Source organism: Pseudomonas inefficax, from assembly GCF_032164165.1.
Lineage (GTDB): Bacteria > Pseudomonadota > Gammaproteobacteria > Pseudomonadales > Pseudomonadaceae > Aquipseudomonas > Aquipseudomonas inefficax.
The window spans coordinates 4,896,658-4,916,904 of record NZ_CP134401.1 but is presented as its reverse complement, the minus strand read 5'-3'; the positions used below and the strand labels follow the sequence as shown (position 1 = coordinate 4,916,904).

The following is a 20,247-nucleotide window of genomic DNA, read 5'->3' as shown; positions in this document are numbered from 1 at the left end:
CTGAAACCCTGGGGCTGCTTTGCAGCCCTATCGCGACACAAGGCCGCTCCTACAGGTCCTGGGTATGCCTTCAGGGTATCAGGCGCGCAACTGGTACCAGGTGGTCTTGAGCTGCGAATACTTGTCGAACGAATGCAGCGACAGGTCGCGGCCAAACCCGGACTGCCTGCCACCGCCGAACGGCACCGTCACGTCCAGCGCATCGACCGTGTTCACCGACACGGTGCCGGCTTTCAACGCCCGTGCCACTCGGTGCACCTGGTTGAAGTCATCGCTCCACACCGACGCCGCCAAGCCGTAGATGCTGTCGTTGGCCAGGCGCACGGCCTGCTCTTCACTGTCGAAGGCACTGACCGCCAGCACCGGCCCGAATACCTCCTCCCGCGCCAGGCTCATACGGCCATCGACCCCGGCAAAAATGGTCGGCTCGATGTAATTGTCCGAACCGTCGATAGTCAGGCGGCGACCACCGCATACCAACCGCGCCCCCTCCTGCCCGGCGCGGGCGATGGCAGCTTCGATGCGGCCCGTCTGCCCGGCATCGACAATCGCACCGGCCCGGCTCGCCGGGTCCAGCGGGTTGCCTGGCAGCCACTGGCGCGCCTTGGCCTGCAGGCGCTCGATGAACTCGTCATGGATCGAGCGCTGCACGTACAGCCGCGAATTGGCCGAGCACACCTCGCCCTGGTTGAAGAAGATACCGAATGCCGCCTTTTCCGTCGCCAGGTCCAGGTCCTGGCAGTTTTCGAACACCAGGTTGGGGCTCTTGCCGCCGCACTCCAGCCACACCTGCTTGAGGTTGGACTGTGCCGAGTACTGCATGAAGTACTTGCCCACCTGGGTGGAGCCAGTGAATACCAGGCAATCCACGTCCGGGTGCAGGCCCAGCGCTTGCCCGGCCTGTTCGCCCAGGCCCGGCACCACGTTCAGCACGCCTTCCGGCACACCGGCCTGCAGCGCCAGCTGGGCCAGGCGCAGGGCCGAGAACGGTGATTGCTCGGCGGGCTTGAGCACCACGCTGTTGCCGGCAGCCAATGCCGGGGCGAGCTTCCAGGCGGCCATATCGAGCGGGAAGTTCCACGGCACCACGGCGGCGACCACGCCGAGGGCTTCGCGGGTGATGGTGGCCAACGCGTCGGGCGCGGTGGGTGCCACCTGGTCATACAGCTTGTCCAGCGCCTCGCCGTACCAGGCGAACACCTGCGCCGAGCCCGGCACATCGATGTTGTAGGCGTCCATGACCGGCTTGCCCATGTTCAGCGAGTCGAGCAGGGCCAGTTCTTCGCGATTGGCCATGATCAGCTCGGCCAGGCGCAGCAGCACTTTCTTGCGTTCAGTTGGGGCCATGCGCGCCCACGGGCCTTGCTCGAAAGCCCGGCGGGCGCTGGCAACGGCCAGGTCGACCTCGGCCTGGCCACAGGCGCTGACCTGGGCCAGTACCTTGTTGGTGGCGGGGTTGATGGCGGCGAAGGTGGCGCCGTCCTGTGCGCTGACGGGCTTGCCGTCGATCAGTGCAGTTGCCGGGAGGTAGAGGTCCGAGGCACGTTGTTGCCAGAATTCGAGGGTGTACATTTGTACTCCTGATGAATATTGGAGCAGATCTTTATCTAGCGCCCTACATGATTCCTGTGGGAGCGGGTTCACCCGCGAAGAATGCAACTCGGTGCATGGCACCGGCTTCGCCGGTGTTCGCGGGTGAACCCGCTCCCACAGGGGCTGCGGAGCTCTCGCAGGTTTTTAGAGCTTGCCGACCATGCGCGCCGTGCGGTCCACGGCAATGCGGGTCTTTTCCACCAGCTCGTCCAGCTCGCTGTGGTTAGCGATCAGCGCCGGCGCCATGATCATCCGGCCCAGGGTCGAGCGAATGATCACCCCCTCCTCGAAACCGAAGGTGCGGCACTGCCAGGCCAGGTCGTTCTCGTTGGCAAAGCGCTTGCGTGTCGGCTTGTGCTCGGCGAACTGCAGCGCCGCCACCAAACCGGCGCCCTGCACCTGGCCGATCAATGGGTGGTCGGCAAACACCTCGCGCAGGATGCGCTGCAGGTACGGCCCGGTGTCGTCCTTTACCTGGCGCACGATGCCTTCGTCACGCAGCGCCTTCAGGTTGGCAATGGCCACCGCCGCCGCCACCGGGTGGCCGGAATAGGTCAGGCCGTGGGCGAACACCCCGCCCCGCTCCACCAGCGCCTCGGCAATGCGCTTGCTCAGCACCAGCCCGCCCATGGGCACGTAGCCGCTGGTCAGGCCCTTGGCGATCGACAGGGTGTCGGGCTCGAAGCCGAAGTACTCGTGGGCGAACCATTCGCCAGTGCGGCCAAAGCCGCCGATCACTTCATCGGCGCACAGCAACACATCGTACTGGCGGCAGATGCGCTGGATCTCGGGCCAGTAGCTTTCCGGCGGGAAGATCATGCCGCCGGCGCCCTGGAACGGCTCGGCGATGAAGCCGGCAACGTTCTCGGCACCCAGTTCGAGGATCTTCTCCTCCAGCTGCAGGGCGCAGCGGCGGCCGAACTCGGCCGGGGTCAGGTCGCCGCCCTCGGCGTACCAGTAGGGTTCGTCGATGTGCGCCACATCCGGGATCAACCCGCCCATTTCGTGCATGAACTTCATGCCACCCAGCGCCGTGGCAGCCAGGGTCGAACCGTGGTAACCGTTCCAGCGGCCGATCATGATCTTCTTGTTCGGCTGGCCAACTACCTGCCAGTAGCGGCGCACGGTACGGATCAGTACCTCGTTGGCCTCGGAGCCGGAGTTGGTGTAGATCGCGTGGCTGTAGTGCCCCGGCAACAGACTGAACAGCAGCTCGGACAGTTCGATCACCGCCGGGTGGGTGGTGTGGAAGAACATGTTGTAGTAGGCCAGCTGGTCCATCTGCGTGGCAGCGGCGGCGGTCAGGTCGCGACGGCCGTAGCCGAGCTGGGTGCACCACAGGCCGGACATGCCGTCCAGGTAGCGCTTGCCCTCGCTGTCCCACAGGTGCAGGCGTTCGCCGCCGACGATCACGCGCGGCCCTTCGGCGTTCAGCGCCTTCTGATCGAGGAAGGCATGGATGTGGTGCGCGGCATCGGCTGCCTGGTAGTCGCGGGTCTGGCGTTGCGGGGCGAAAGGCGCATTCATTGTTGGTTTTCCTTTGCGGTGGGGTTGCAGGGTGGCTTGCGCTCAGCGCAGCTTGCCCATGTAGCTTTCCAGCGGGTCCTTGCCCAGCACGCCCTGGGCATTGGCCAGCGCGTCGATGAACAGGGAGAACAACTCGGACTGGGTGCCGATGTCGAGCTTGGCGTAGACGTTCTTGCGGTGTGACTTGATGGTGTCCTCCGACACCGCCAGGCGCTCGGCCAGCGACTTGGTCGAGTGGCCACGCAGGATCAACTGGGCGATACGGCATTCACGCTCGGTCAGCAGCGAGCTGCCGAAGTTGTTCAGCGCCGCGTGGATGCGCTGCTCGAGGATGTTCTCGAAGCGCCCGGCGCGGCTGTCCAGCCCGGCGAAGTGCTTGCCGAGCACCGCCAGCACCCAGGGCGTGATAAGCGCGAACAACGCACGGGTTTGCCCATCGAGCTTGTCGGTGAACGCCAGCGATACCGCCAGGCTCTGCCTGGGTGCGACCTGCAGGATGTAGTTGAGCTCATCCTCCAGGTGCGAGTGCCGGTAGAACGACTGGTAGTACTCGCTGACCTCGAACTGGTCGGGCGCCACTTCGAACAGGCCGTAGCAACCGGACTCGACCTGCTCCACACAGGCCCCGTAGAACGGGTCGAGCAGATAAAAACCGGACAGGTAGCGGCTGACATTGCCCTCGGGCTGCCAGGGCGCCTTGTCGTCCTGCTCGAACAGCGCGCAGGGCATGCCGTCGTGCGGGTACAGGTACACCGTGGTCGCCTGGATCGGCCGGATCACGCCAAGTGCAGTAAACAGGGTGGCGGCAAAGCCCGGTCGGCCGATCGCCTCGGTAACCTTGGCCAGGTGCTCGAACCACTGTTGCGAAAGCAATTGATCAGTCACTGTGGGCCTGCCGTCTCAAGTAAAGGCACCGCCGCCAGTGCGGTGCGTCGTTGGCCAGATACTCCCATGGCATTGCAAACACCGAAATCACCCTTTGGGGTGAGCAGGCAAAGCCGTTTCCCGGCTCACCCCAAAGGGTGATTCCGGGTACCGGCGGGGTGTGGGAGCATCAACCCGCCCCAGCGCTGCGAGCCACTCGCTCGACCTCCTTGCACAACACCCACCGGTATCGAGCCCGCTCGCATACCGCGGCGTCCTGCATCCCTTTTCAGGAGTTAGCAATGCATACAACAACAAGTACAGCCCATAGCCCTGCACATAGCCCGTCGCAACCCACCGCCAGCAACGGCCGTTTCCGCAAGTCCATGGGGCTGCCCGCCCTGGTGCTGTTCGGCCTGGCTTACATGGTCCCCCTCGCAGTATTCACCACCTACGGGCTGGTCACCCAGATGACCAAGGGGCACCTGCCCACCGCCTACCTGCTGACCCTCGCCGCCATGCTGCTGACCGCCTACAGCTACGGCCGCATGGTCCAGGCCCACCCCTACTCCGGCTCGGTCTACACCTACACCCGCAAGGCCTTCGGCAGCCATATCGGCTTCATCGCCGGTTGGACCCTGCTGCTCGACTACATCTTCCTGCCGCTGCTCAGCTACCTGCTGATCGGCATCTACATGTCGGAGTACTTCCCGGCCATCCACGCCTGGGTCTGGGTGGCGGGCTCCATTGCCCTGGTCACCTTCCTCAACCTGATCGGCATCGAGTCGATCACCCGGGTCAACTGGATCCTGGTGGTGATGCAACTGGTGTTCATCATCGTGTTCGTCGCCCTGTCCATCCACAACCTCAGCGGGCAGGCGCAGCCGGTGTCGCTGCTGGCGCCCTTCCACCACGAAGGCTTCAGCGTGCCGTTGATCATGACCGGCGCCGCCGTGCTGTGCCTGTCGTTCCTGGGCTTCGACGCGGTCTCGACCATGGCCGAGGAAACCAGCAACCCCACCTACCGCATTCCCGTGGCGATTCTCGCCGTGTCGCTGATCGGCGGCATGTTGTTCCTGGTGGTGTCGTATTGCGCCCAGATGGTGTTCCCTGACTGGGGCAGCTTCGCCGACCCGGACTCGGCATCGGTGGACGTGATGCGTCGGGTCGGCGGCGAGCTGCTGGTGACCGCCTTCACCGCCACCTACGTAGCCGGCTGCTTCGCCTCGGCCATGGTGTCCCAGGCCAGTGTGTCGCGGGTGCTGTTCGCCATGGGCCGCGACGGTGCATTGCCCCGTGCGTTCGGCCAGCTGGTGACGAGAAAGCGCGTACCGGCCACGGCCATCCTGCTGGTCAGCCTGCTGTCGCTGATTGCCTTGGTGATCACCCTCGACACCGTGGCCAACATGATCAGCTTTGGCGCGCTGTTCGCCTTCTCGGCGGTGAACCTGGCCGTGGTCAAGCACTACCTTGTCGACCACAAGCTGCGTGGAGGTCGCAACTACTTGCTGTATGGCGCCATTCCCGGCCTGGGCTTTCTCAGCACGCTGTGGCTGTGGAGCAGCCTGACCAGCCTGTCGTTCACCATCGGTTTGTGCTGGATGGGCATGGGCCTTGTGGTGCTGCTGGGGCTTACCCGGGCGTTCCGGGTGAAGTTGCCGGAGTTGCAGATGGCCGAGTGACCCACGCGCTTTCGAGCATTTGCGCGGTCCCTGTGGGAGCGGGTTTACCCGCGAAGCAGGCGACTCGGTGGATGGCACCGGCTTCGCCGGTGTTCGCGGGTGAACCCGCTCCCACAGGGGGCCGTGCATACGATGGAAACTTTTGGAGAAGGCCGTTGCGATAACGATCTGTTATCACCTGATCCGCATTAATCATTATTCAGCACACATTTCACCCCCTACAGTCCCAGCCCAACGACTGTCATTGCCAACGGGAAACGAAATGTCCATCGAACATCGCCTGAACCATATCGCCGGCCAGCTCAGCGGCAACGGTGACGTGCTGCTGAACAGCGTCGACGCCCACACCGGCGAGCCGCTGCCATACGCCTTCCACCAGGCGACCGGCGACGAAGTCGATGCTGCCGTACTGGCCGCCGAGGCCGCCTACCCGGCCTACCGCAGCACCAGCCCGGCACAGCGCGCCGCCTTCCTCGACGCCATCGCCAATGAACTGGACGCACTGGCTGATGACTTTGTCCAGCATGTGATGCGCGAAACCGCGCTGCCCGAGGCACGCATCCGCGGCGAGCGCGCCCGCACCAGCAACCAGCTACGGCTGTTCGCCGATGTGGTGCGCCGTGGCGACTTCCTCGGTGCGCGCATCGACCGCGCGCTGCCCGAGCGCACCCCGCTGCCACGTCCGGACCTGCGCCAGTACCGCATCGGCGTCGGCCCGGTGGCCGTATTCGGTGCCAGCAACTTTCCGCTGGCCTTTTCCACCGCCGGCGGTGACACCGCCTCGGCGCTGGCGGCCGGCTGCCCGGTGGTGTTCAAGGCCCACAGCGGGCACATGCTGACCGCCGCCCACGTGGCCGCGGCGATCGACCGCGCGGTAGCCGGCAGTGGCATGCCAGCAGGCGTGTTCAACATGATCTATGGCGCCGGCGTGGGCGAGGCTCTGGTCAAGCACCCGGCCATCCAGGCGGTAGGCTTCACCGGTTCGCTGCGTGGGGGTCGCGCCCTGTGCGACATGGCGGCTGCGCGCCCGCAGCCGATTCCGGTATTCGCCGAAATGAGCAGCATCAACCCGGTAATCGTCCTGCCCCAGGCGCTGCAGGCCCGTGGCGAGCAAGTAGCCGGTGAACTGGCCGCCTCGGTGGTGCTGGGTTGCGGGCAGTTCTGCACCAACCCGGGCCTGGTGGTGGGCATCAAGTCGCCGCAGTTCGAGCGCTTCGTGCACACACTGGTGGCGCGCATGGCCGACCAGGCACCGCAGACCATGCTCAACGCCGGCACCCTGCGCAGCTACCAGAACGGTGTACAGCACCTGCTGGCGCACCCTGGCATCCAGCACCTGGCCGGGCAGCCACACGCCGGCAAGCAGGCCCAGCCGCAGCTGTTCAAGGCTGATGTGAGCCTGCTGCTGGACAGCGACCCACTGCTGCAGGAAGAAGTGTTCGGCCCAACCACCGTGGTGGTGGAAGTCGCCGATGCCCAGCAACTGGCCGAAGCGCTGCGCCACTTGCAAGGCCAGCTGACGGCCACCCTGATTGCCGAACCGGACGATCTGAGCGCCTTTGCCACGCTGGTGCCGCTGCTGGAACGCAAGGCCGGGCGCCTGCTGCTGAACGGCTACCCGACCGGCGTAGAGGTATCGGACGCGATGGTGCATGGCGGGCCATACCCGGCCACCTCTGATGCCCGTGGCACTTCGGTTGGTACCTTGGCCATCGACCGCTTCCTGCGCCCGGTGTGCTTCCAGAACTACCCGGATGCGCTGCTGCCGGATGCGCTGAAAAGTGCCAACCCGCTTGGGATTGCGCGGTTGGTGGATGGGGTCGCCAGCCGTGGGGCGGTTTGATCTGACATTGAGGTAGCCTGTGCTGGCCTCTTCGCGGGTAAACCCGCTCCCACAGGTACTGCACAGTGCTTGAATTCTGTGTAGTACCTGTGGGAGCGGGTTTACCCGCGAAGAGGCCAGCACAGGATCACCACCCCTGTATACAATCTGCAAAACTCTTGCTTACAATGCCATGCGCCTATGACATCGGTAATCGCCGATGCGTATTGCGGCAGGCTTAAGCCATGTCATCTACAAATGCTCCAAGAACGTTACTGATCAAAAACGCCGAGCTTCTGGTCACCATGGACGGCGAGCGCCGCGAGATCAAGAACGGCGGAATGTTCATCGAAGGCAACCTGATCCGCCAGGTCGGCCCCAGCGACACCCTGCCACAGCACGCCGATGTGGTGCTGGACATGGCCGGCAAGGTGGTCATCCCTGGCCTGGTCAACACCCACCACCACATGTACCAGAGCCTCACCCGCGTGGTGCCGGCGGCCCAGGACGGCGAGCTGTTCAACTGGTTGACCAACCTGTACCCGATCTGGGCACGCCTGACCCCCGAAATGATCGCGGTGTCGACCCAGACCGCCATGGCCGAACTGATCCTGTCCGGCTGCACCACCTCCAGCGACCACCTGTACATCTACCCCAACGGCTGCAAGCTCGACGACAGCATCCATGCCGCCGACGAGATCGGCATGCGCTTCCACGCCGCGCGCGGCAGCATGAGCGTGGGCCGCAGCCAGGGCGGCCTGCCGCCTGATTCGGTGGTGGAAAAGGAAGCCGACATCCTCAAGGAATCCCAGCGCCTTATCGAGGACTATCACGACGCCAGCCACGGCTCGATGCGCCGCATCGTGGTGGCGCCCTGCTCGCCGTTCTCGGTCAGCCGCGACCTGATGCGCGAAGCTGCCGTGCTGGCGCGCCAGTACGGGGTGTCGTTGCACACCCACCTGGCCGAAAACGTCAACGACATCGCCTACAGCCGCGAGAAGTTCGGCATGACCCCTGCCGAGTATGCCGAGGACCTCGGCTGGGTCGGCCACGACGTATGGCACGCCCACTGTGTGCAACTCGACCAGCATGGCATCGAGCTGTTCGCCCGCACCGGCACGGGTGTCGCCCACTGCCCATGCTCGAACATGCGTCTGGCCTCGGGCATCGCCCCGGTGCGCAAGATGCGCGACCACGGGGTGCCGGTGGGCCTTGGGGTCGACGGTTCGGCATCCAACGACGGCGCCAGCATGATCGGTGAAGTGCGCCAGGCCTTGCTGCTGCAACGGGTGGGCTTCGGCCCCGACGCGATGACTGCACGCGAGGCGCTGGAAATTGCAACGCTCGGCGGTGCCAAGGTGCTCAACCGCAATGACATCGGAGCCCTGGCCCCAGGCATGGTGGCCGACTTCGTCGCCTTCGACCTCGGCCACGTGGCCTATGCCGGTGGCCACCATGACCCGCTGGCGGCGCTGGTGTTCTGCACCCCGACCCAGGTGCATACCAGTGTCATCAATGGCCGTGTGGTGGTGAAGGACGGCCAGCTGGCCACGGTTGACCTGCCACGGGTGCTGGAGCGCCACAACCAGCTGGCACGCCAGCTGGTCAGCGGCGAATAAGCGGCCATCAGGGGCCGCTTTTGCGGCCCATCGCTGGCAAAGCCTCCGTGTTTTGCGAACTCAGAGGAACATGACCATCTCATGCCAGGCCATGCCGCCGTGGTCCGACGGCGAGGGTTTCACGTACTGATACCCCAGCTTCTGGTACAACGCCACATGCTGCTCCTTGCACATCAGGTGAATGGTCAGCTTGCCCGCAGCTTTCATGCGCAGGATGAATTCTTCCATCAACCGCTTGGCGTAGCCTTTGCCCTGGTGCGTCGGGTCCACCACCACCGACATGATCACCACGTTTGGCGCCGCCGGGTCATGCCCGACCAGCTCCTTGAATGCCTCGTCGGACATCACCACTTCGTGGGCACAGCCGCTGTTGATGAAACCAACGATCTCGCCCGCGTTTTCCAATACCAGAAAGCCCTGCGGGTATTGCGCGATGCGGGTGCGGATCTTCTCCAGCGTGGCCGCCTCATCGCCTTCATAGGCACCGATCTCGATGGCGTAGCAGCGTTCGGCGTCGGCGGCTGTGGGGGTACGGAACTGAGGGGGGCTCATGGCGGGTATCCTTGGCAATGGCTGAAAACAGCCGCCATGGTAAATGAGCCCCGCTGCCACGTGACCATCTTTTTTGAAGCGCAAAAGTTGTACAACTTGTTGCCGCTGCGAACTTTTTCCCGTTTACCGGTCTATGTGGGAGGCACAGAAAGGTAGCGGAACGCGAGACAAGGTTCGCCGACCACCTGCTGGCCAGATGGCTCAATTGTTATCAGAGGTTGGCTTCGCTCATGAAAATGCATGTCGCAAGGTTGATGCTGCTCGGCCTGTTCTCGTTCGCGGCGATGGGCACGGCATCGGCAACACAAATGAAGGCGCCCGTAGTGGCTGCCCCGGCGGTTCAATCACCGTTGCAGCCTGCCGGCAACCCCTGGTCCAGGGTAGCCAGTGTGGCCGATGCACAGCCAGCCACGCTGCTGGCTCACGATGACGACCGCTGGCACGACCACCGCAGCGACTGGCGCCGCGAACAGTGGCGCCGCGAGCAGGCCCGCCGTGATTGGGAGCGCCGGCGAGACTGGGAACGCCGACGCGACTGGGAACGGCGCCGCGACTGGGAGCACCGCCATGAGCGGGCCATGCACCACCGCTACAATGACGACCACCGTTACTACCGCCGTTGATCGTTGATCCGCAGTTGGCGCGCTCGATGTGGGAGCGGCCTTGTGTCGCGAAAGGGCTGCCCAGCAGCCCCAGCGTTGGTTGCCGTAATGCTGAAACCTGGGGCCGCTCTGCGGCCCTATCGCGACACAAGGCCGCTCCCACAGGGTCGCGTGACAGGCATCAGTTCTCCGTAAGGCCTGGGGTATCCCCCGCCACCTCGGCCTCCATCTTCAACCGGTCGGCCTTGCAAATGTACTTGGGCTTGCGCGGCGCCAGCTTGGCGCTGGCCTTCTTGGCATGCGCCTGCATTAGCTGCTTGATCTTCTTGCGACGGTTCATTCTCACTCGACCTGTCAGTCTGGTTTGGCTGGGCACATCATACCTTGCCTGGGCCAGCGTCTCGTTGACGTTATTTTCACACCCGGCAGATTAGCGTCACGCCCTTTCCGGTCACGGGCACATCCGCTGGCTGCCAAGTACGACGAGGCATACGTGTCACACACTCCATCCCCCTCCTCGCCCAAGCGCGTGGACTGGGCCGGCCTGGGCTGGCTTTTGCTGTTCTTCTGGTACTTCTCGGGCGTGACCCAGGCGCTGCTGCTGTTCAGTGGCACCACCGGGTTCGCCGGTTTTCGCGATGCATTCTTCCTCAGCAGCCTGTGGCTGGCACCGGTACTGCTGCTGCCGCGCTTCACCCGCGCCACGGCAGCGGTCATCGGCCTGGTGCTGTGGGCCGCTTCATTGGTGGGGCTGAGCTACTTCGGCATCTACCGCCAGGAGTTCTCGCAAAGCGTCATCTTCGTGATGTTCGAGTCCAACACCGCCGAGGCCGGTGAGTACTTCAGCCAGTACTTCAGCGCCTGGCTGGGCCTGGCACTGCTGTTGTACACGCTGGTGGCGGTGCTGTTGTGGAAGCGCGTACGCCCGGTCAGCCTGCCACTGCGCAGCCGCCTGCCGGTGGTCGCCCTGTTGCTGCTGGCCAACCTGGTGTACCCGTTCTACAAGCAGATGGTGACCCAGGAGCGCAGCTTCGCCGACGCGGCGGAAAAAGTGCAACAGCGCATGGAACCCGCCGTGCCCTGGCAATTACTGGTCGGCTACCGCCAGTACCGCCAGCAGCTGGACAACATGCAGGAACTGCTGGCCCAGAACGCCGCGCTGCCGCCCCTGCAGAACCTGCGTGACAACAGCGGTGCAGCGCCACGCACGCTGGTGCTGGTGCTGGGCGAATCCACCACCCGCGAGCACATGCACCTGTACGGCTACAACCGCGACACCACACCCAACCTCGATGCGCTGGCCGCCAGCGACAAGAGCCTGACGGTGTTCAGCAACGTCGTGTCGCCACGCCCGTACACCATCGAAGTCATGCAGCAGATCCTCACCTTCGGCAACGAGCAGAACCCGGACCGCTTCCTCACCGACCCGTCGCTGATCAACCTGATGAAGCAGGCCGGCTACAAGACCTTCTGGATCACCAACCAGCAGACCATGACCAAGCGCAACACCATGCTGACCACCTTTTCGCAGCAGACGGACGCGCCGGTGTACCTGAACAACCAGCGCAACCAGAATGCCAGCCAGTACGACGATGTGGTGCTGACACCGTTCGAGAAGGCCCTGCAGGACCCGGCGCCGAACAAGTTCATCATCGTGCACCTGTTGGGTACGCACATGGACTATCGCTACCGCTACCCCGACGACTACGCGCATTTCAACGACCGCCAGGGGGTGCCCGCCAAGCTGACGGACGACCAGGTGCAAACCTACAACTTCTATGACAACGCGGTGCGCTACAACGACTACGTGGTGTCGAGCCTGATCAAGCGTTATTCGGCCAGTACCGCCAATGGTTTCCTGCTGTACCTGTCCGACCATGGTGAAGATGTATACAGCTCTGGCAACCACGACCGCCTGGGGCGCAACGAAGGCGCGCCGACCCGGCCGATGTACACCATCCCCTTCCTGCTGTGGACTTCGCCCAGCTGGCAGGCCGAGCACCCGCGCGACTTGCAGGCGATGGCCGACCGCCCTTACAGCAGCTCGCACCTGATCCATACCCTGTCCGACCTGGCCGGGCTGAGCTATGACCGTTACGAACCGGCCAAGAGCCTGGTGAGCCCGCAGTTCGTGGTGGCACCGCGCTGGATTGGCGACCCGTACCGCAAGGATGGCCTGCGCGAGTTCGACGACTTGCCGCTGGACAAGGCCGAGCGGGAGCAGGAGACGGTCAGTAGTGGCAAGACACAGAACGCTGGGCGCCTGAACTGATTGTTTTGTCGTTGAAATTGCCGGGGGCGCTTTGCGCCCCTTTCACGACACACTGCCGCTCCCACAGGTGCCCGTCAGGCAGGTCGGGCACAGCTGCCCTGCCTGGCACTGCCCCGCACCACCTCGGCCAGTTTGCGCAGGTTGGCCTGGTGAGCATTGACCAGGCTGGCGATGCTGTTGTCCGCTGGCGCCTGCAGCGAGGTACGGCAGGTCAGTTCGGCCTCACCCGAACGTGTCAGGCGCCATACCGCTTCCAGCGAGGCGTAGCGCCCCGGCACGCTATCGAAGCGCTGCACGTCCACCCGCAACAACGCCTTGCCGCCCCCCACCGGCCCGCCCAACTGGTCCTGCAAGGCGCTGCGGAACTCATCTACCAGGTTGGCCCCCCACCACTCCGTTTCGAGGATGGCCAGGCCACTCTGCCCTTGCCGCACCACCAGCTGCGGGCGGTCCACCTGCGGTGGCACGGCTACCCTCTCCACCTGGATGCGCTGGCCGCCGTCGCGCATCGGCTCGCTCGGTACCAGCGTGTGATAGTTGTTCGGGGTACTGCTGCAGCCCGACAGCACGGCCAGCAGGCCGGCGCCACACACATTGCGCAGTCGATGCATCGGCTGTCTCCTCAGGGTTCAAGGTCGGTGGCAGTGGCGGCTTTCGGCCGGCCACGTATCAGCGACTCGGGGTGCCGGCCCAGGTAATCGGCAAGGTCACGCAGCGAACGCGACATGCGCTCCAGTTCGTCCAGGGTTTCGCCCATCCGCTCGCGCTGCGGTGAGTCCTCGGAGATGGCCGAATTGGCCGTGCGCAGGGTCTTGTGCACTTCGTCCAGCGCTACCTTCACGTCCGGCAGCGTCTGGCCATTGAACTGCTTGAGGCTGGCGCGCAACTCTCGCAGGCTGCCATCCAGGTTGTTGGCGATGCTCTCCAGCGGCAACTTGCTGATGCGCTCCACCACCCGCTGCAGCTGCTCCTGCAACTGCTCCAGGCTGCCGGGCAATGTGGGGATGGTGATGGGGTCGGCAGTCTTGTCGAAGGCCACTTTGGGGGCATCCGGGTAGAAGTCCAGGGAAATGAACATCTGCCCGGTGATCAGGTTGCCGCTGCGCGCCTGGGCCCGCAGCCCGTGCTCGACGAAGGTGCCGATCAGCCGCCGTGCGCCGTCCATGTCGCCTTCTGCATGCTTGAACACGGACAGCATCTTGCGGTGCACCGGCCCCAACCGCTGCGGGTAGATCACCGCATCGACCACCACCGGGAAAGTCTGCCGGGCAGCATCGTAGTCGAGCTTGACCGAAGTGACCCTGCCGAACTCGACACCCTTGAACTCCACCGGGGCTCCCACCGACAGACCGCGCATGGCCTGGTCGAAGCGCAACTGCAGGTACTGCGCCTGGCCACTGGGCGGTGCCAGGGCGGTGTCGCGGTCGGCAAACAGCTGGAAGCGCGCCTGGTCGGCAGCGGGCTCGGCTTGCGGGGCGAGGTCGGGCGAGCCAAAGGCCAGCCCGCCCACCAGGATGGACGACAGTGATTCGGTATCGATCTTCAGGCCGTTGGCACCGATCTGCATGTCGACGCCACTGGCGTTCCAGAAGCGGGTATCGGCGGTGACGAAGCTGTCGTAGGGGGCCTGCACGAACACGCCAATCTCCACGCCCTTGCCATCGCCCTGCAGGGCAAAGGACACCACCTCGCCCACCGGGATCTTGCGGTAATAGATCGACGAGCCAATATCCAGCGACCCCAGGTCGCTGGCGGTCAGGACAAAGCGCTTGCCCTTTTCGTCGTAGGTGATCGGCGGTGGCAGCTCCAGGCCGACAAAGGACTTCTCGGGCACTTTCGATTCGCCGGAATCCGCGCCGATGAAACTGCCCGACAGCAGCGTATCCACACCGGACACGCCGCCCACGCCAATGCGTGGCCGCACCACCCAGAAGCGCGCGCCCTGGGTGGCGAACGCGCGTGCGTCATTGGACAGCTGGACCTTGGCGACCACGCTCTTCTTGTCGTCGGCCAGGTCCACCGTGGTGACTTCACCAATTACTACGCTGCGGTACTTGACCTGGGTCTTGTGCGCCACCAGCCCTTCCCCGGTGTGGAAGGAAATGGCGATGACTGGCCCCTGCTGCATCCAGTTGCGCACCACCAGCGAAGCGCCGATCAGAATCGCCAGTATCGGCACGATCCATACCAGCGACACACTCCAGCGCCGGGTGTGCACTTCAACCTGCCCCGCTCCCTCGCGCTTGTCAGTCTGTTGCACCATCAATGCGGCCTCCCTCGTTGCCACGGCTATCCCAGATCAGGCGTGGATCGAAGCTCATCGCAGAAAACATGGTCAGTACCACCACCATGCCGAAAAACAGGATGCCCACTCGCGGCTCGATGGTGCCCAGCCCGCGCAGTTGCACCAGCGCCGCCACCAGCGCCACCACCATCACATCGAGCATCGACCAGTAGCCGATCAGCTCGACGAAACGGTACAGCTGCGAGCGCTGCCGACAGGCCCAGGTAGAACCGCGCTGGGCGGTGAACAGCAACAGCCCGAGCGAGAAGAACTTGATGGCCGGCACGCCTACGCTGGCAATGAAGATGATCAGCGCGATGTCCCAGGCGCCGGCCTCCCAGAACTCCAGCACGCCACCGCCAATGGTGCTTGCACTACCGCTGCCGAGCATTTCGGTGTGCATCACCGGCAGCAGGTTGGCGGGGATGTAGAAAACCAGCGCCGCCAGCAGAAACGCCCAGCCGCGGCTGATGGCATTGGCCTTGCGTCGGTGGATGGCGGCACCACAGCGGTCGCAGGTGTGCTTGCCGCTGCCCAGTTCACAGGCCTGACCGCAGCCATGGCACAGGCACAGGCCCAGGTCGTCGGCGTTGGCCGGGGTATTCATACTTGCTCCCAAAGGTCGCGGATATCCTTGCCGGCGACATGGATGATCAGCATGCTCAGCGCGGCCAGCGCCAACAGGCCGATGCCGGGTATGACGTCAAGCAACCCCGCCAGCTTGATCACCGCCACCATCGCCCCCAGCAAGCACACTTCCAGCATGCTCCACGGCCTCAGGCCTTCCAGGCTGCGCATGCACAGGGCAAAGCCGGGGGCGCGCTGGCCCGCCAGGGCGAAGCCTAGCAGCCAGCACAGCAGGCCGATCTGCAGCACCGGCGCAAAGATGATGGACAACGCCATGACCAGGGCGATGAAGGTGATACTGCCGTGGCTGAGGATCTGCACCGAGTCCCATAATGTCGCGGAATGGGTGAGCCCCTGCATGCCGATGGTCATCACCGGGTAGAAATTGGCCAACACCAGCAGGATGCCCCCCGTCACACTCAGGGCCAGCCGTTGCTCCACGGTCAGCGAAGTGTGGCGGTACAGCACGCCGCCACAGCGCTGGCAAACGGCGCGCTGGTGCTTGAGCAGCGGCGCACGGTGGTACACCGTGTCACAGTACTCACAGATGATCAGGTGCTGGGTCTGGCTCATGGGGTTTCCACAGGTGGCCCGGATTCCCGCCGTGATACGCGAGCGATCCACGTTTGATATCCGGTTTAGACCATCCCGGCAAAACCGCCATCATTGACAGCAAAGTCGAACTATCCTGTGAAACGGGATCCCCACCCGCTGGAGGTTTGCCATGCGTACGTTCACGTGGAGTTGCCTGCTGGTGCTGCTGTGCGCGGCATCGGCAGCCCAGGCGCAGTCGGTGGTGCCGCTCAAGGGCCAGAGCAGCCAGCAGATGCAACTGGATATCAATGACTGCAATACCGTCGCCACCAATGCCGCGAACAGTGCGGCGACCTCCAGCGACCCCCATGTCGGTGGCCGGGTACGCGGTGCTGCCGCCGGCGCGGTTGCCGGTGCGGCAGGCGCACAGGTGCGCGGCAACCAGCACGACGAGTTGTATGACCGGGTCGGTGATGATGCCAAACAGGAATACCGGCAGAACCGCGCCGGTGAAGTGGCCGCCGCCGGTGCTGCGGTCGGTGGCATGCGCCAGCGTCAGGACCGCCGTCAGGACCGGCGCGGCCAGGACGAAGCGAAAGCCCAGGCCCACGCCAGTGCTTACGCCGGGTGCCTGCAAGGGCGCGGCTATCAGGTCAACCCTTGATCAGCGGGCACGCCATGCTTCTGCATGGCGTGCCTGTTTCAGAACTTCGCCAACTGTTCCCGGCAGAACTCCACGAACAGCTGTGCCGGCTTGGTCAGTTGCACACGCTTCAACCATGCTGCCGCCAGCCCTGACAGCGCCACTGGCTCGGCGATATCCAGCATGGCCAGGCGTTGCCCGTCGTAGGTGTACTCCGAATGCGGCCGCGTCACCAGCAGCGAAAAGCCGAAGCCCTGCCCGACCATGCCGCGCACCATCTCGATCGATGGCGAGCTGAAGACGATGTTGGGCGTCAGGCCCATTTCGTTGAACAGGCTGACGAAGTAGGTACGACTGGGGGCAACGTCCAGCAGGATCATCGGCTCGGGGCACAGGTCACGCAGCGACACTTGGGCCTGGCCGGCGAAGCGGTGGTTCTCGGGCAGCAGCACATAGGGTTTCTGCGGCGGCATCAGCGGCTCGGCCTCGATGGTGCCGTCCAGGTCATGGTCGTAGAGGAACGCCAGGTCGAAGGTACCTGCAGTCAGGCCCTGGATCAGGTCCTGCTGCTCGCCGTCGCGCAGGCGGATATCCACCCCCGGGTAACGCTGGCGAAAGCCGGCGATCAGGCGCGGCAGGTACAGCGGTGCCACGGTTTCGAAGCAGCCGATGTCGATCTGCCCGGCCACGGTATCGTTGTCGGCCAGGGCATTCTGCTCGAATTCGTGGGCCATCTGCAGCAGCGACCTGGTCTTGGCATAGAAGCGCTTGCCGCTGGGCGTCAGTGACACGCCCTGGGCATGGTGACGGATGAACAGCTGCACGCCAAAGCTTTCCTCCAGGCTCTTGATCGCCGTGGAAATGGACGGCTGGGCGATGTACAGCTGGCGTGAAGCCTCGGCCACGCTGCCGGCCTCGACGGTGGTGACGAAGTACTTGAGTTGTCGCAATGTATAGGCCGCCACGGGCACCTCTCTGACGCCGGTCTGGGCGCGCTGGAATCGTGCCTGCCACTTTACCCTTGGCAACGGGTGGATGGGGGCTGGCTGATGAAGGATTTACCTATGGCTTGAACAGGTTTTCACGAGGGACGGCGTGCGTCTCGTCGCGTCACGTTCTTCGCGGGTGAACCAGCAGGAACTTGGCCAAAAGCCCCCGATTGTCTTTACTGATACTCAACGGTTCCAGGCATAGGGCGTGCGTTCATGAAGATCGTGGTCACCAGCATCCTCGTCGACGACCAGGCCAAAGCCCTGGCTTTCTACCACTACGTGCTCGGTTTCGAGCCAAAGCACGATATCCCCATGGGCCGCCACCGCTGGCTGACCCTGACCTCCCCCAACGACCCCAACGGCGTCGAGTTGCTGCTCGAACCCGACGCGCACCCGGCCGCCAAGGCATACAAGGCCGCGCTCAGGCAGGACGGCATTCCCGCCACCTCGTTTGGCGTGCGTGACATCCAGGCCGAATACACCCGGCTGTGCGCGGCGGGCGTGCAGTTCACCCAGCCGCCTACCCCCCTGGGGCCTGTCACCGTGGCAGTGTTTGACGACACCTGCGGCAACCTGATCCAGATCGCCCAAAAGCACTAGCGCTGTTCACGGCCCCACGGGCAGCCGCAAGGTTACGCGCAACCCGTGCGGTAGCTGGTTGCGCAACTGCACGCTGCCACCCAGGCGGGTCATGATGGTGCTGACGATCGACAACCCCAGCCCGGCGCCATTGGTCGAGCCCTTGCTGTAGAAACGCTCGAACACCCGCTGCTGTTCGACCTCGGCGATACCCGGCCCTTCGTCGTCGACGCTGACCACCAGGGCCTGCCCCTCCCGCTGCAGTGTCACGGTAACCCGACCGCCTGCCGGCGAATGGTCCACGGCATTGGCCACCAGGTTCTGCAAGGCAATACCCAGCGCGCCAGCGTCGGTGTGCAAGTGGTAGTCGCCGGCGGTGATGTCCAGTGAAGGCTCCAGCCCGCGCTCCAGAATCCATGGGGTCAGCTCGGCCAGGGTCTCGGCCACCACGCCCTCCAGGTCCACCCGCGGCCAGTCATGCCGGCCCGGCCGCGGCTCCAGGCGGGCCAGGGTCAACAGCTGGTTGACCACCCGGGCAAGGCGGTCGACACCGCCCATCAGGAACTGCAGAGCTTTGTCCCGCTCCGCAGCGCTTTCTGCATTGAGGGCGTTCTGCGCATGCAGGCGCAGGATGGCCAAGGGCGTGCGCATCTCGTGGGCAGCGTCGGCGATGAAACGATGCTCGCGGCGCAGCAGATCTTCGATCTGCCCGAGCAGGCGGTTGATCGCCGCCTGCATCGGTTCCAGCTCCTTGGGCAACGGCACCAGCTGCAACGGCTCGAGCGACTCGGCGTGGCGGGCGCGGATAACCCTGGCCATGTTCTGCAGCGGCCGCAGGCCCCAGCCAATGGCCGCCCACACCAGCAAGGCCAGGGCCAGGCTGCCGAACAGGAATGGCAACAGCGTGTGCCGCACGATGCGTTCGATCAGGTCATCACGCACATCGTTGCGCTCGCCCACCCAGATCACCCAGTGTTTTTCCGGCACGGGCAAGACGAAACTGCGCCAACGGCGCCCATCGACCACCACGTCGGCAAAACCCGGCACCCGCGGCGTCTGCCCCAACTGCGGCGCGCTGGGCGTGTGCACCAGCAGTCCGTCGTCGTCGGCCCACACCTGGAAGGCCAGCTTGCTCTCGTAGCGGTGCCCCACCTTGTGCTGCCCGGCCTTGCTCAAGGCCTCGTCGAAGGCGCGGTACAACTCGTCACGGCTCTGCTCCTGCACCGGCAGGCTCATGATGCCCTGCAGCAGCCGGGCGTTTTGCGCCAGGTGGGCGTCGTACACCTCGTTAATTTCGTGGCGGCTGTCGTGGTAGTTGTACAGCGCCAGCAACCCGCTGCCGACCAGCAACAGCAGCATCACCCGCCACAAGGTGCGTTGGCGCAGCGAGCTCATGCCTTGCGTTCCACCAGGTAGCCAATCCCGCGCACGGTGCGGATCAGGCCGTTAAACAGCTTCTTGCGCAGGTGGTAGATATTCACCTCCAGGGTGTTGCTCTCCGGCTCTTCATCCCAGCCATACAGCAACTGGGTCAAGCGTTCGCGGGTGAACACCTTGCCCGGCTGGGCCAGCAGTTCGTGCAGCAGCAGGTATTCCTTGGGCGTGAGCACCACCGGCTGGCCCAGGTAGCGTACCTGCTGGCTGACCGGGTCCAGGCACACCCCGGCATGCTCTATCAGCACCTGGGCGCGGCCGCTACTGCGCCGCAGCAAGGCCCTCAAGCGGGCCTTGAGTTCGTTGAGGTCGAAGGGTTTCACCAGGTAGTCGTCGGCGCCGGCGTCCAGCCCGGCGATGCGGTCCTCGGTGGCGTCGCGTGCGGTCAGCACCAGCACCGGCAGGCTCTTTCCGGCCGCACGCAGGCGCCGCAGCAACTCGATGCCATCCAGGCGCGGCAAACCCAGGTCGAGAATGGTCAGGTCGAACTCCTCGTGGCACAGGGCATGCAAGGCGCTGGCGCCATCCTGCAACCAGTCGAGGGTATAGCCCTCGCGACGCAGGCCGTCACAGATCCCCTCCCCCAGCGCGGCGTCGTCTTCTACCAGCAGCAGGCGCATG

19 protein-coding genes are annotated in these 20,247 nt (G+C 64.6%); 7 read left to right on the top strand and 12 right to left on the bottom strand.

Annotated features, from left to right (window positions below):
- Positions 1 to 78: 78 nt before the first annotated feature.
- The 3 genes from RIN61_RS22205 to RIN61_RS22195 all read right to left on the bottom strand — a co-directional run bounded on the left by RIN61_RS22205 (position 79) and on the right by RIN61_RS22195 (position 4,005).
- On the bottom strand, positions 79 to 1,572 hold the full coding sequence (locus tag RIN61_RS22205; protein WP_313854123.1) for an aldehyde dehydrogenase: 1,494 nt from the start codon (positions 1,570 to 1,572) through the stop codon (positions 79 to 81).
- 165 nt (positions 1,573 to 1,737) lie between these two features.
- Positions 1,738 to 3,120 carry an aspartate aminotransferase family protein gene (locus RIN61_RS22200; RefSeq protein ID WP_207879158.1) on the bottom strand — a complete coding sequence of 461 codons (1,383 nt, stop codon included), beginning with the start codon at positions 3,118 to 3,120 and terminating at the stop codon, positions 1,738 to 1,740.
- Between the two features lie 42 nt (positions 3,121 to 3,162).
- Positions 3,163 to 4,005: a helix-turn-helix transcriptional regulator gene (locus RIN61_RS22195; RefSeq protein WP_215521483.1), complete on the bottom strand. Its 843-nt coding sequence runs from the start codon at positions 4,003 to 4,005 to the stop codon at positions 3,163 to 3,165.
- Positions 4,006 to 4,286: 281 nt separating this feature from the next.
- On the opposite strand from RIN61_RS22195, the gene RIN61_RS22190 reads away from it, so the two are divergent.
- The 3 genes from RIN61_RS22190 to RIN61_RS22180 all read left to right on the top strand — a co-directional run bounded on the left by RIN61_RS22190 (position 4,287) and on the right by RIN61_RS22180 (position 9,107).
- A complete protein-coding gene (locus RIN61_RS22190) occupies positions 4,287 to 5,666 on the top strand; it encodes an APC family permease (RefSeq protein WP_207879154.1) in 1,380 nt (459 codons plus the stop codon).
- 262 nt (positions 5,667 to 5,928) lie between these two features.
- Positions 5,929 to 7,509 (top strand): aldehyde dehydrogenase (NADP(+)), encoded by a 1,581-nt coding sequence (locus tag RIN61_RS22185; RefSeq protein WP_313854120.1) that lies wholly within the window; start codon positions 5,929 to 5,931, stop codon positions 7,507 to 7,509.
- 224 nt (positions 7,510 to 7,733) lie between these two features.
- The gene (locus RIN61_RS22180) at positions 7,734 to 9,107 is read left to right on the top strand and encodes an 8-oxoguanine deaminase (protein WP_112252204.1); all 1,374 of its coding nucleotides are present in this window, start codon (positions 7,734 to 7,736) and stop codon (positions 9,105 to 9,107) included.
- Positions 9,108 to 9,167: 60 nt separating this feature from the next.
- Here the strand turns inward: RIN61_RS22180 and RIN61_RS22175 are convergent, their stop codons facing one another.
- Positions 9,168 to 9,659, bottom strand: a complete 492-nt coding sequence (locus RIN61_RS22175) for a GNAT family N-acetyltransferase (protein ID WP_112252205.1) — start codon at positions 9,657 to 9,659, stop codon at positions 9,168 to 9,170.
- 254 nt (positions 9,660 to 9,913) lie between these two features.
- Between RIN61_RS22175 and RIN61_RS22170 the strand changes: the two genes are divergently transcribed.
- Entirely contained in the window at positions 9,914 to 10,282 is a 369-nt protein-coding gene (locus tag RIN61_RS22170) for a hypothetical protein (protein WP_112252206.1), read from the top strand.
- Between the two features lie 160 nt (positions 10,283 to 10,442).
- Here the strand turns inward: RIN61_RS22170 and RIN61_RS22165 are convergent, their stop codons facing one another.
- The gene (locus RIN61_RS22165) at positions 10,443 to 10,601 is read right to left on the bottom strand and encodes a DUF2986 domain-containing protein (RefSeq protein ID WP_207879145.1); all 159 of its coding nucleotides are present in this window, start codon (positions 10,599 to 10,601) and stop codon (positions 10,443 to 10,445) included.
- A gap of 153 nt (positions 10,602 to 10,754) precedes the next feature.
- Between RIN61_RS22165 and RIN61_RS22160 the strand changes: the two genes are divergently transcribed.
- Entirely contained in the window at positions 10,755 to 12,533 is a 1,779-nt protein-coding gene (locus tag RIN61_RS22160; protein WP_112252208.1) for a phosphoethanolamine transferase CptA, read from the top strand.
- A 74-nt stretch (positions 12,534 to 12,607) separates the two neighbouring features.
- Here the strand turns inward: RIN61_RS22160 and RIN61_RS22155 are convergent, their stop codons facing one another.
- Genes RIN61_RS22155 through RIN61_RS22140 form a run of 4 tightly spaced genes read right to left on the bottom strand, consistent with a single transcriptional unit; the run spans position 12,608 to position 16,017 of the window.
- Positions 12,608 to 13,144, bottom strand: coding sequence for a PqiC family protein (locus RIN61_RS22155; RefSeq protein ID WP_112252209.1), 537 nt, complete (start codon positions 13,142 to 13,144; stop codon positions 12,608 to 12,610).
- 11 nt (positions 13,145 to 13,155) lie between these two features.
- Complete coding sequence (locus RIN61_RS22150; RefSeq protein WP_207879141.1) at positions 13,156 to 14,796, bottom strand: PqiB family protein; 1,641 nt, start codon at positions 14,794 to 14,796, stop codon at positions 13,156 to 13,158.
- Positions 14,780 to 15,424, bottom strand: a complete 645-nt coding sequence (locus RIN61_RS22145; RefSeq protein WP_313854113.1) for a paraquat-inducible protein A — start codon at positions 15,422 to 15,424, stop codon at positions 14,780 to 14,782. Before RIN61_RS22145 ends, RIN61_RS22150 begins: the two co-directional genes overlap by 17 nt.
- Positions 15,421 to 16,017: a paraquat-inducible protein A gene (locus RIN61_RS22140; RefSeq protein WP_112252211.1), complete on the bottom strand. Its 597-nt coding sequence runs from the start codon at positions 16,015 to 16,017 to the stop codon at positions 15,421 to 15,423. The genes RIN61_RS22145 and RIN61_RS22140 overlap by 4 nt, the downstream gene beginning before the upstream one ends.
- Before the next feature lie 151 nt (positions 16,018 to 16,168).
- On the opposite strand from RIN61_RS22140, the gene RIN61_RS22135 reads away from it, so the two are divergent.
- Positions 16,169 to 16,642: a YMGG-like glycine zipper-containing protein gene (locus tag RIN61_RS22135; protein ID WP_207879135.1), complete on the top strand. Its 474-nt coding sequence runs from the start codon at positions 16,169 to 16,171 to the stop codon at positions 16,640 to 16,642.
- A 38-nt stretch (positions 16,643 to 16,680) separates the two neighbouring features.
- On the opposite strand, the gene RIN61_RS22130 is transcribed toward RIN61_RS22135, so the two are convergent.
- Positions 16,681 to 17,586 (bottom strand): LysR family transcriptional regulator, encoded by a 906-nt coding sequence (locus RIN61_RS22130; protein ID WP_112252213.1) that lies wholly within the window; start codon positions 17,584 to 17,586, stop codon positions 16,681 to 16,683.
- 240 nt (positions 17,587 to 17,826) lie between these two features.
- Here RIN61_RS22130 and RIN61_RS22125 point away from each other — a divergent pair, with 240 nt between their 5' ends.
- Positions 17,827 to 18,213, top strand: coding sequence for a VOC family protein (locus RIN61_RS22125; protein WP_112252214.1), 387 nt, complete (start codon positions 17,827 to 17,829; stop codon positions 18,211 to 18,213).
- A 6-nt stretch (positions 18,214 to 18,219) separates the two neighbouring features.
- On the opposite strand, the gene RIN61_RS22120 is transcribed toward RIN61_RS22125, so the two are convergent.
- Together RIN61_RS22120 and RIN61_RS22115 are read right to left on the bottom strand one after the other, a co-directional pair.
- Positions 18,220 to 19,587, bottom strand: coding sequence for a sensor histidine kinase (locus tag RIN61_RS22120; RefSeq protein ID WP_313854103.1), 1,368 nt, complete (start codon positions 19,585 to 19,587; stop codon positions 18,220 to 18,222).
- Positions 19,584 to 20,246 (bottom strand): response regulator, encoded by a 663-nt coding sequence (locus RIN61_RS22115; RefSeq protein WP_112252216.1) that lies wholly within the window; start codon positions 20,244 to 20,246, stop codon positions 19,584 to 19,586. Before RIN61_RS22115 ends, RIN61_RS22120 begins: the two co-directional genes overlap by 4 nt.
- Position 20,247: the final 1 nt, after the last annotated feature.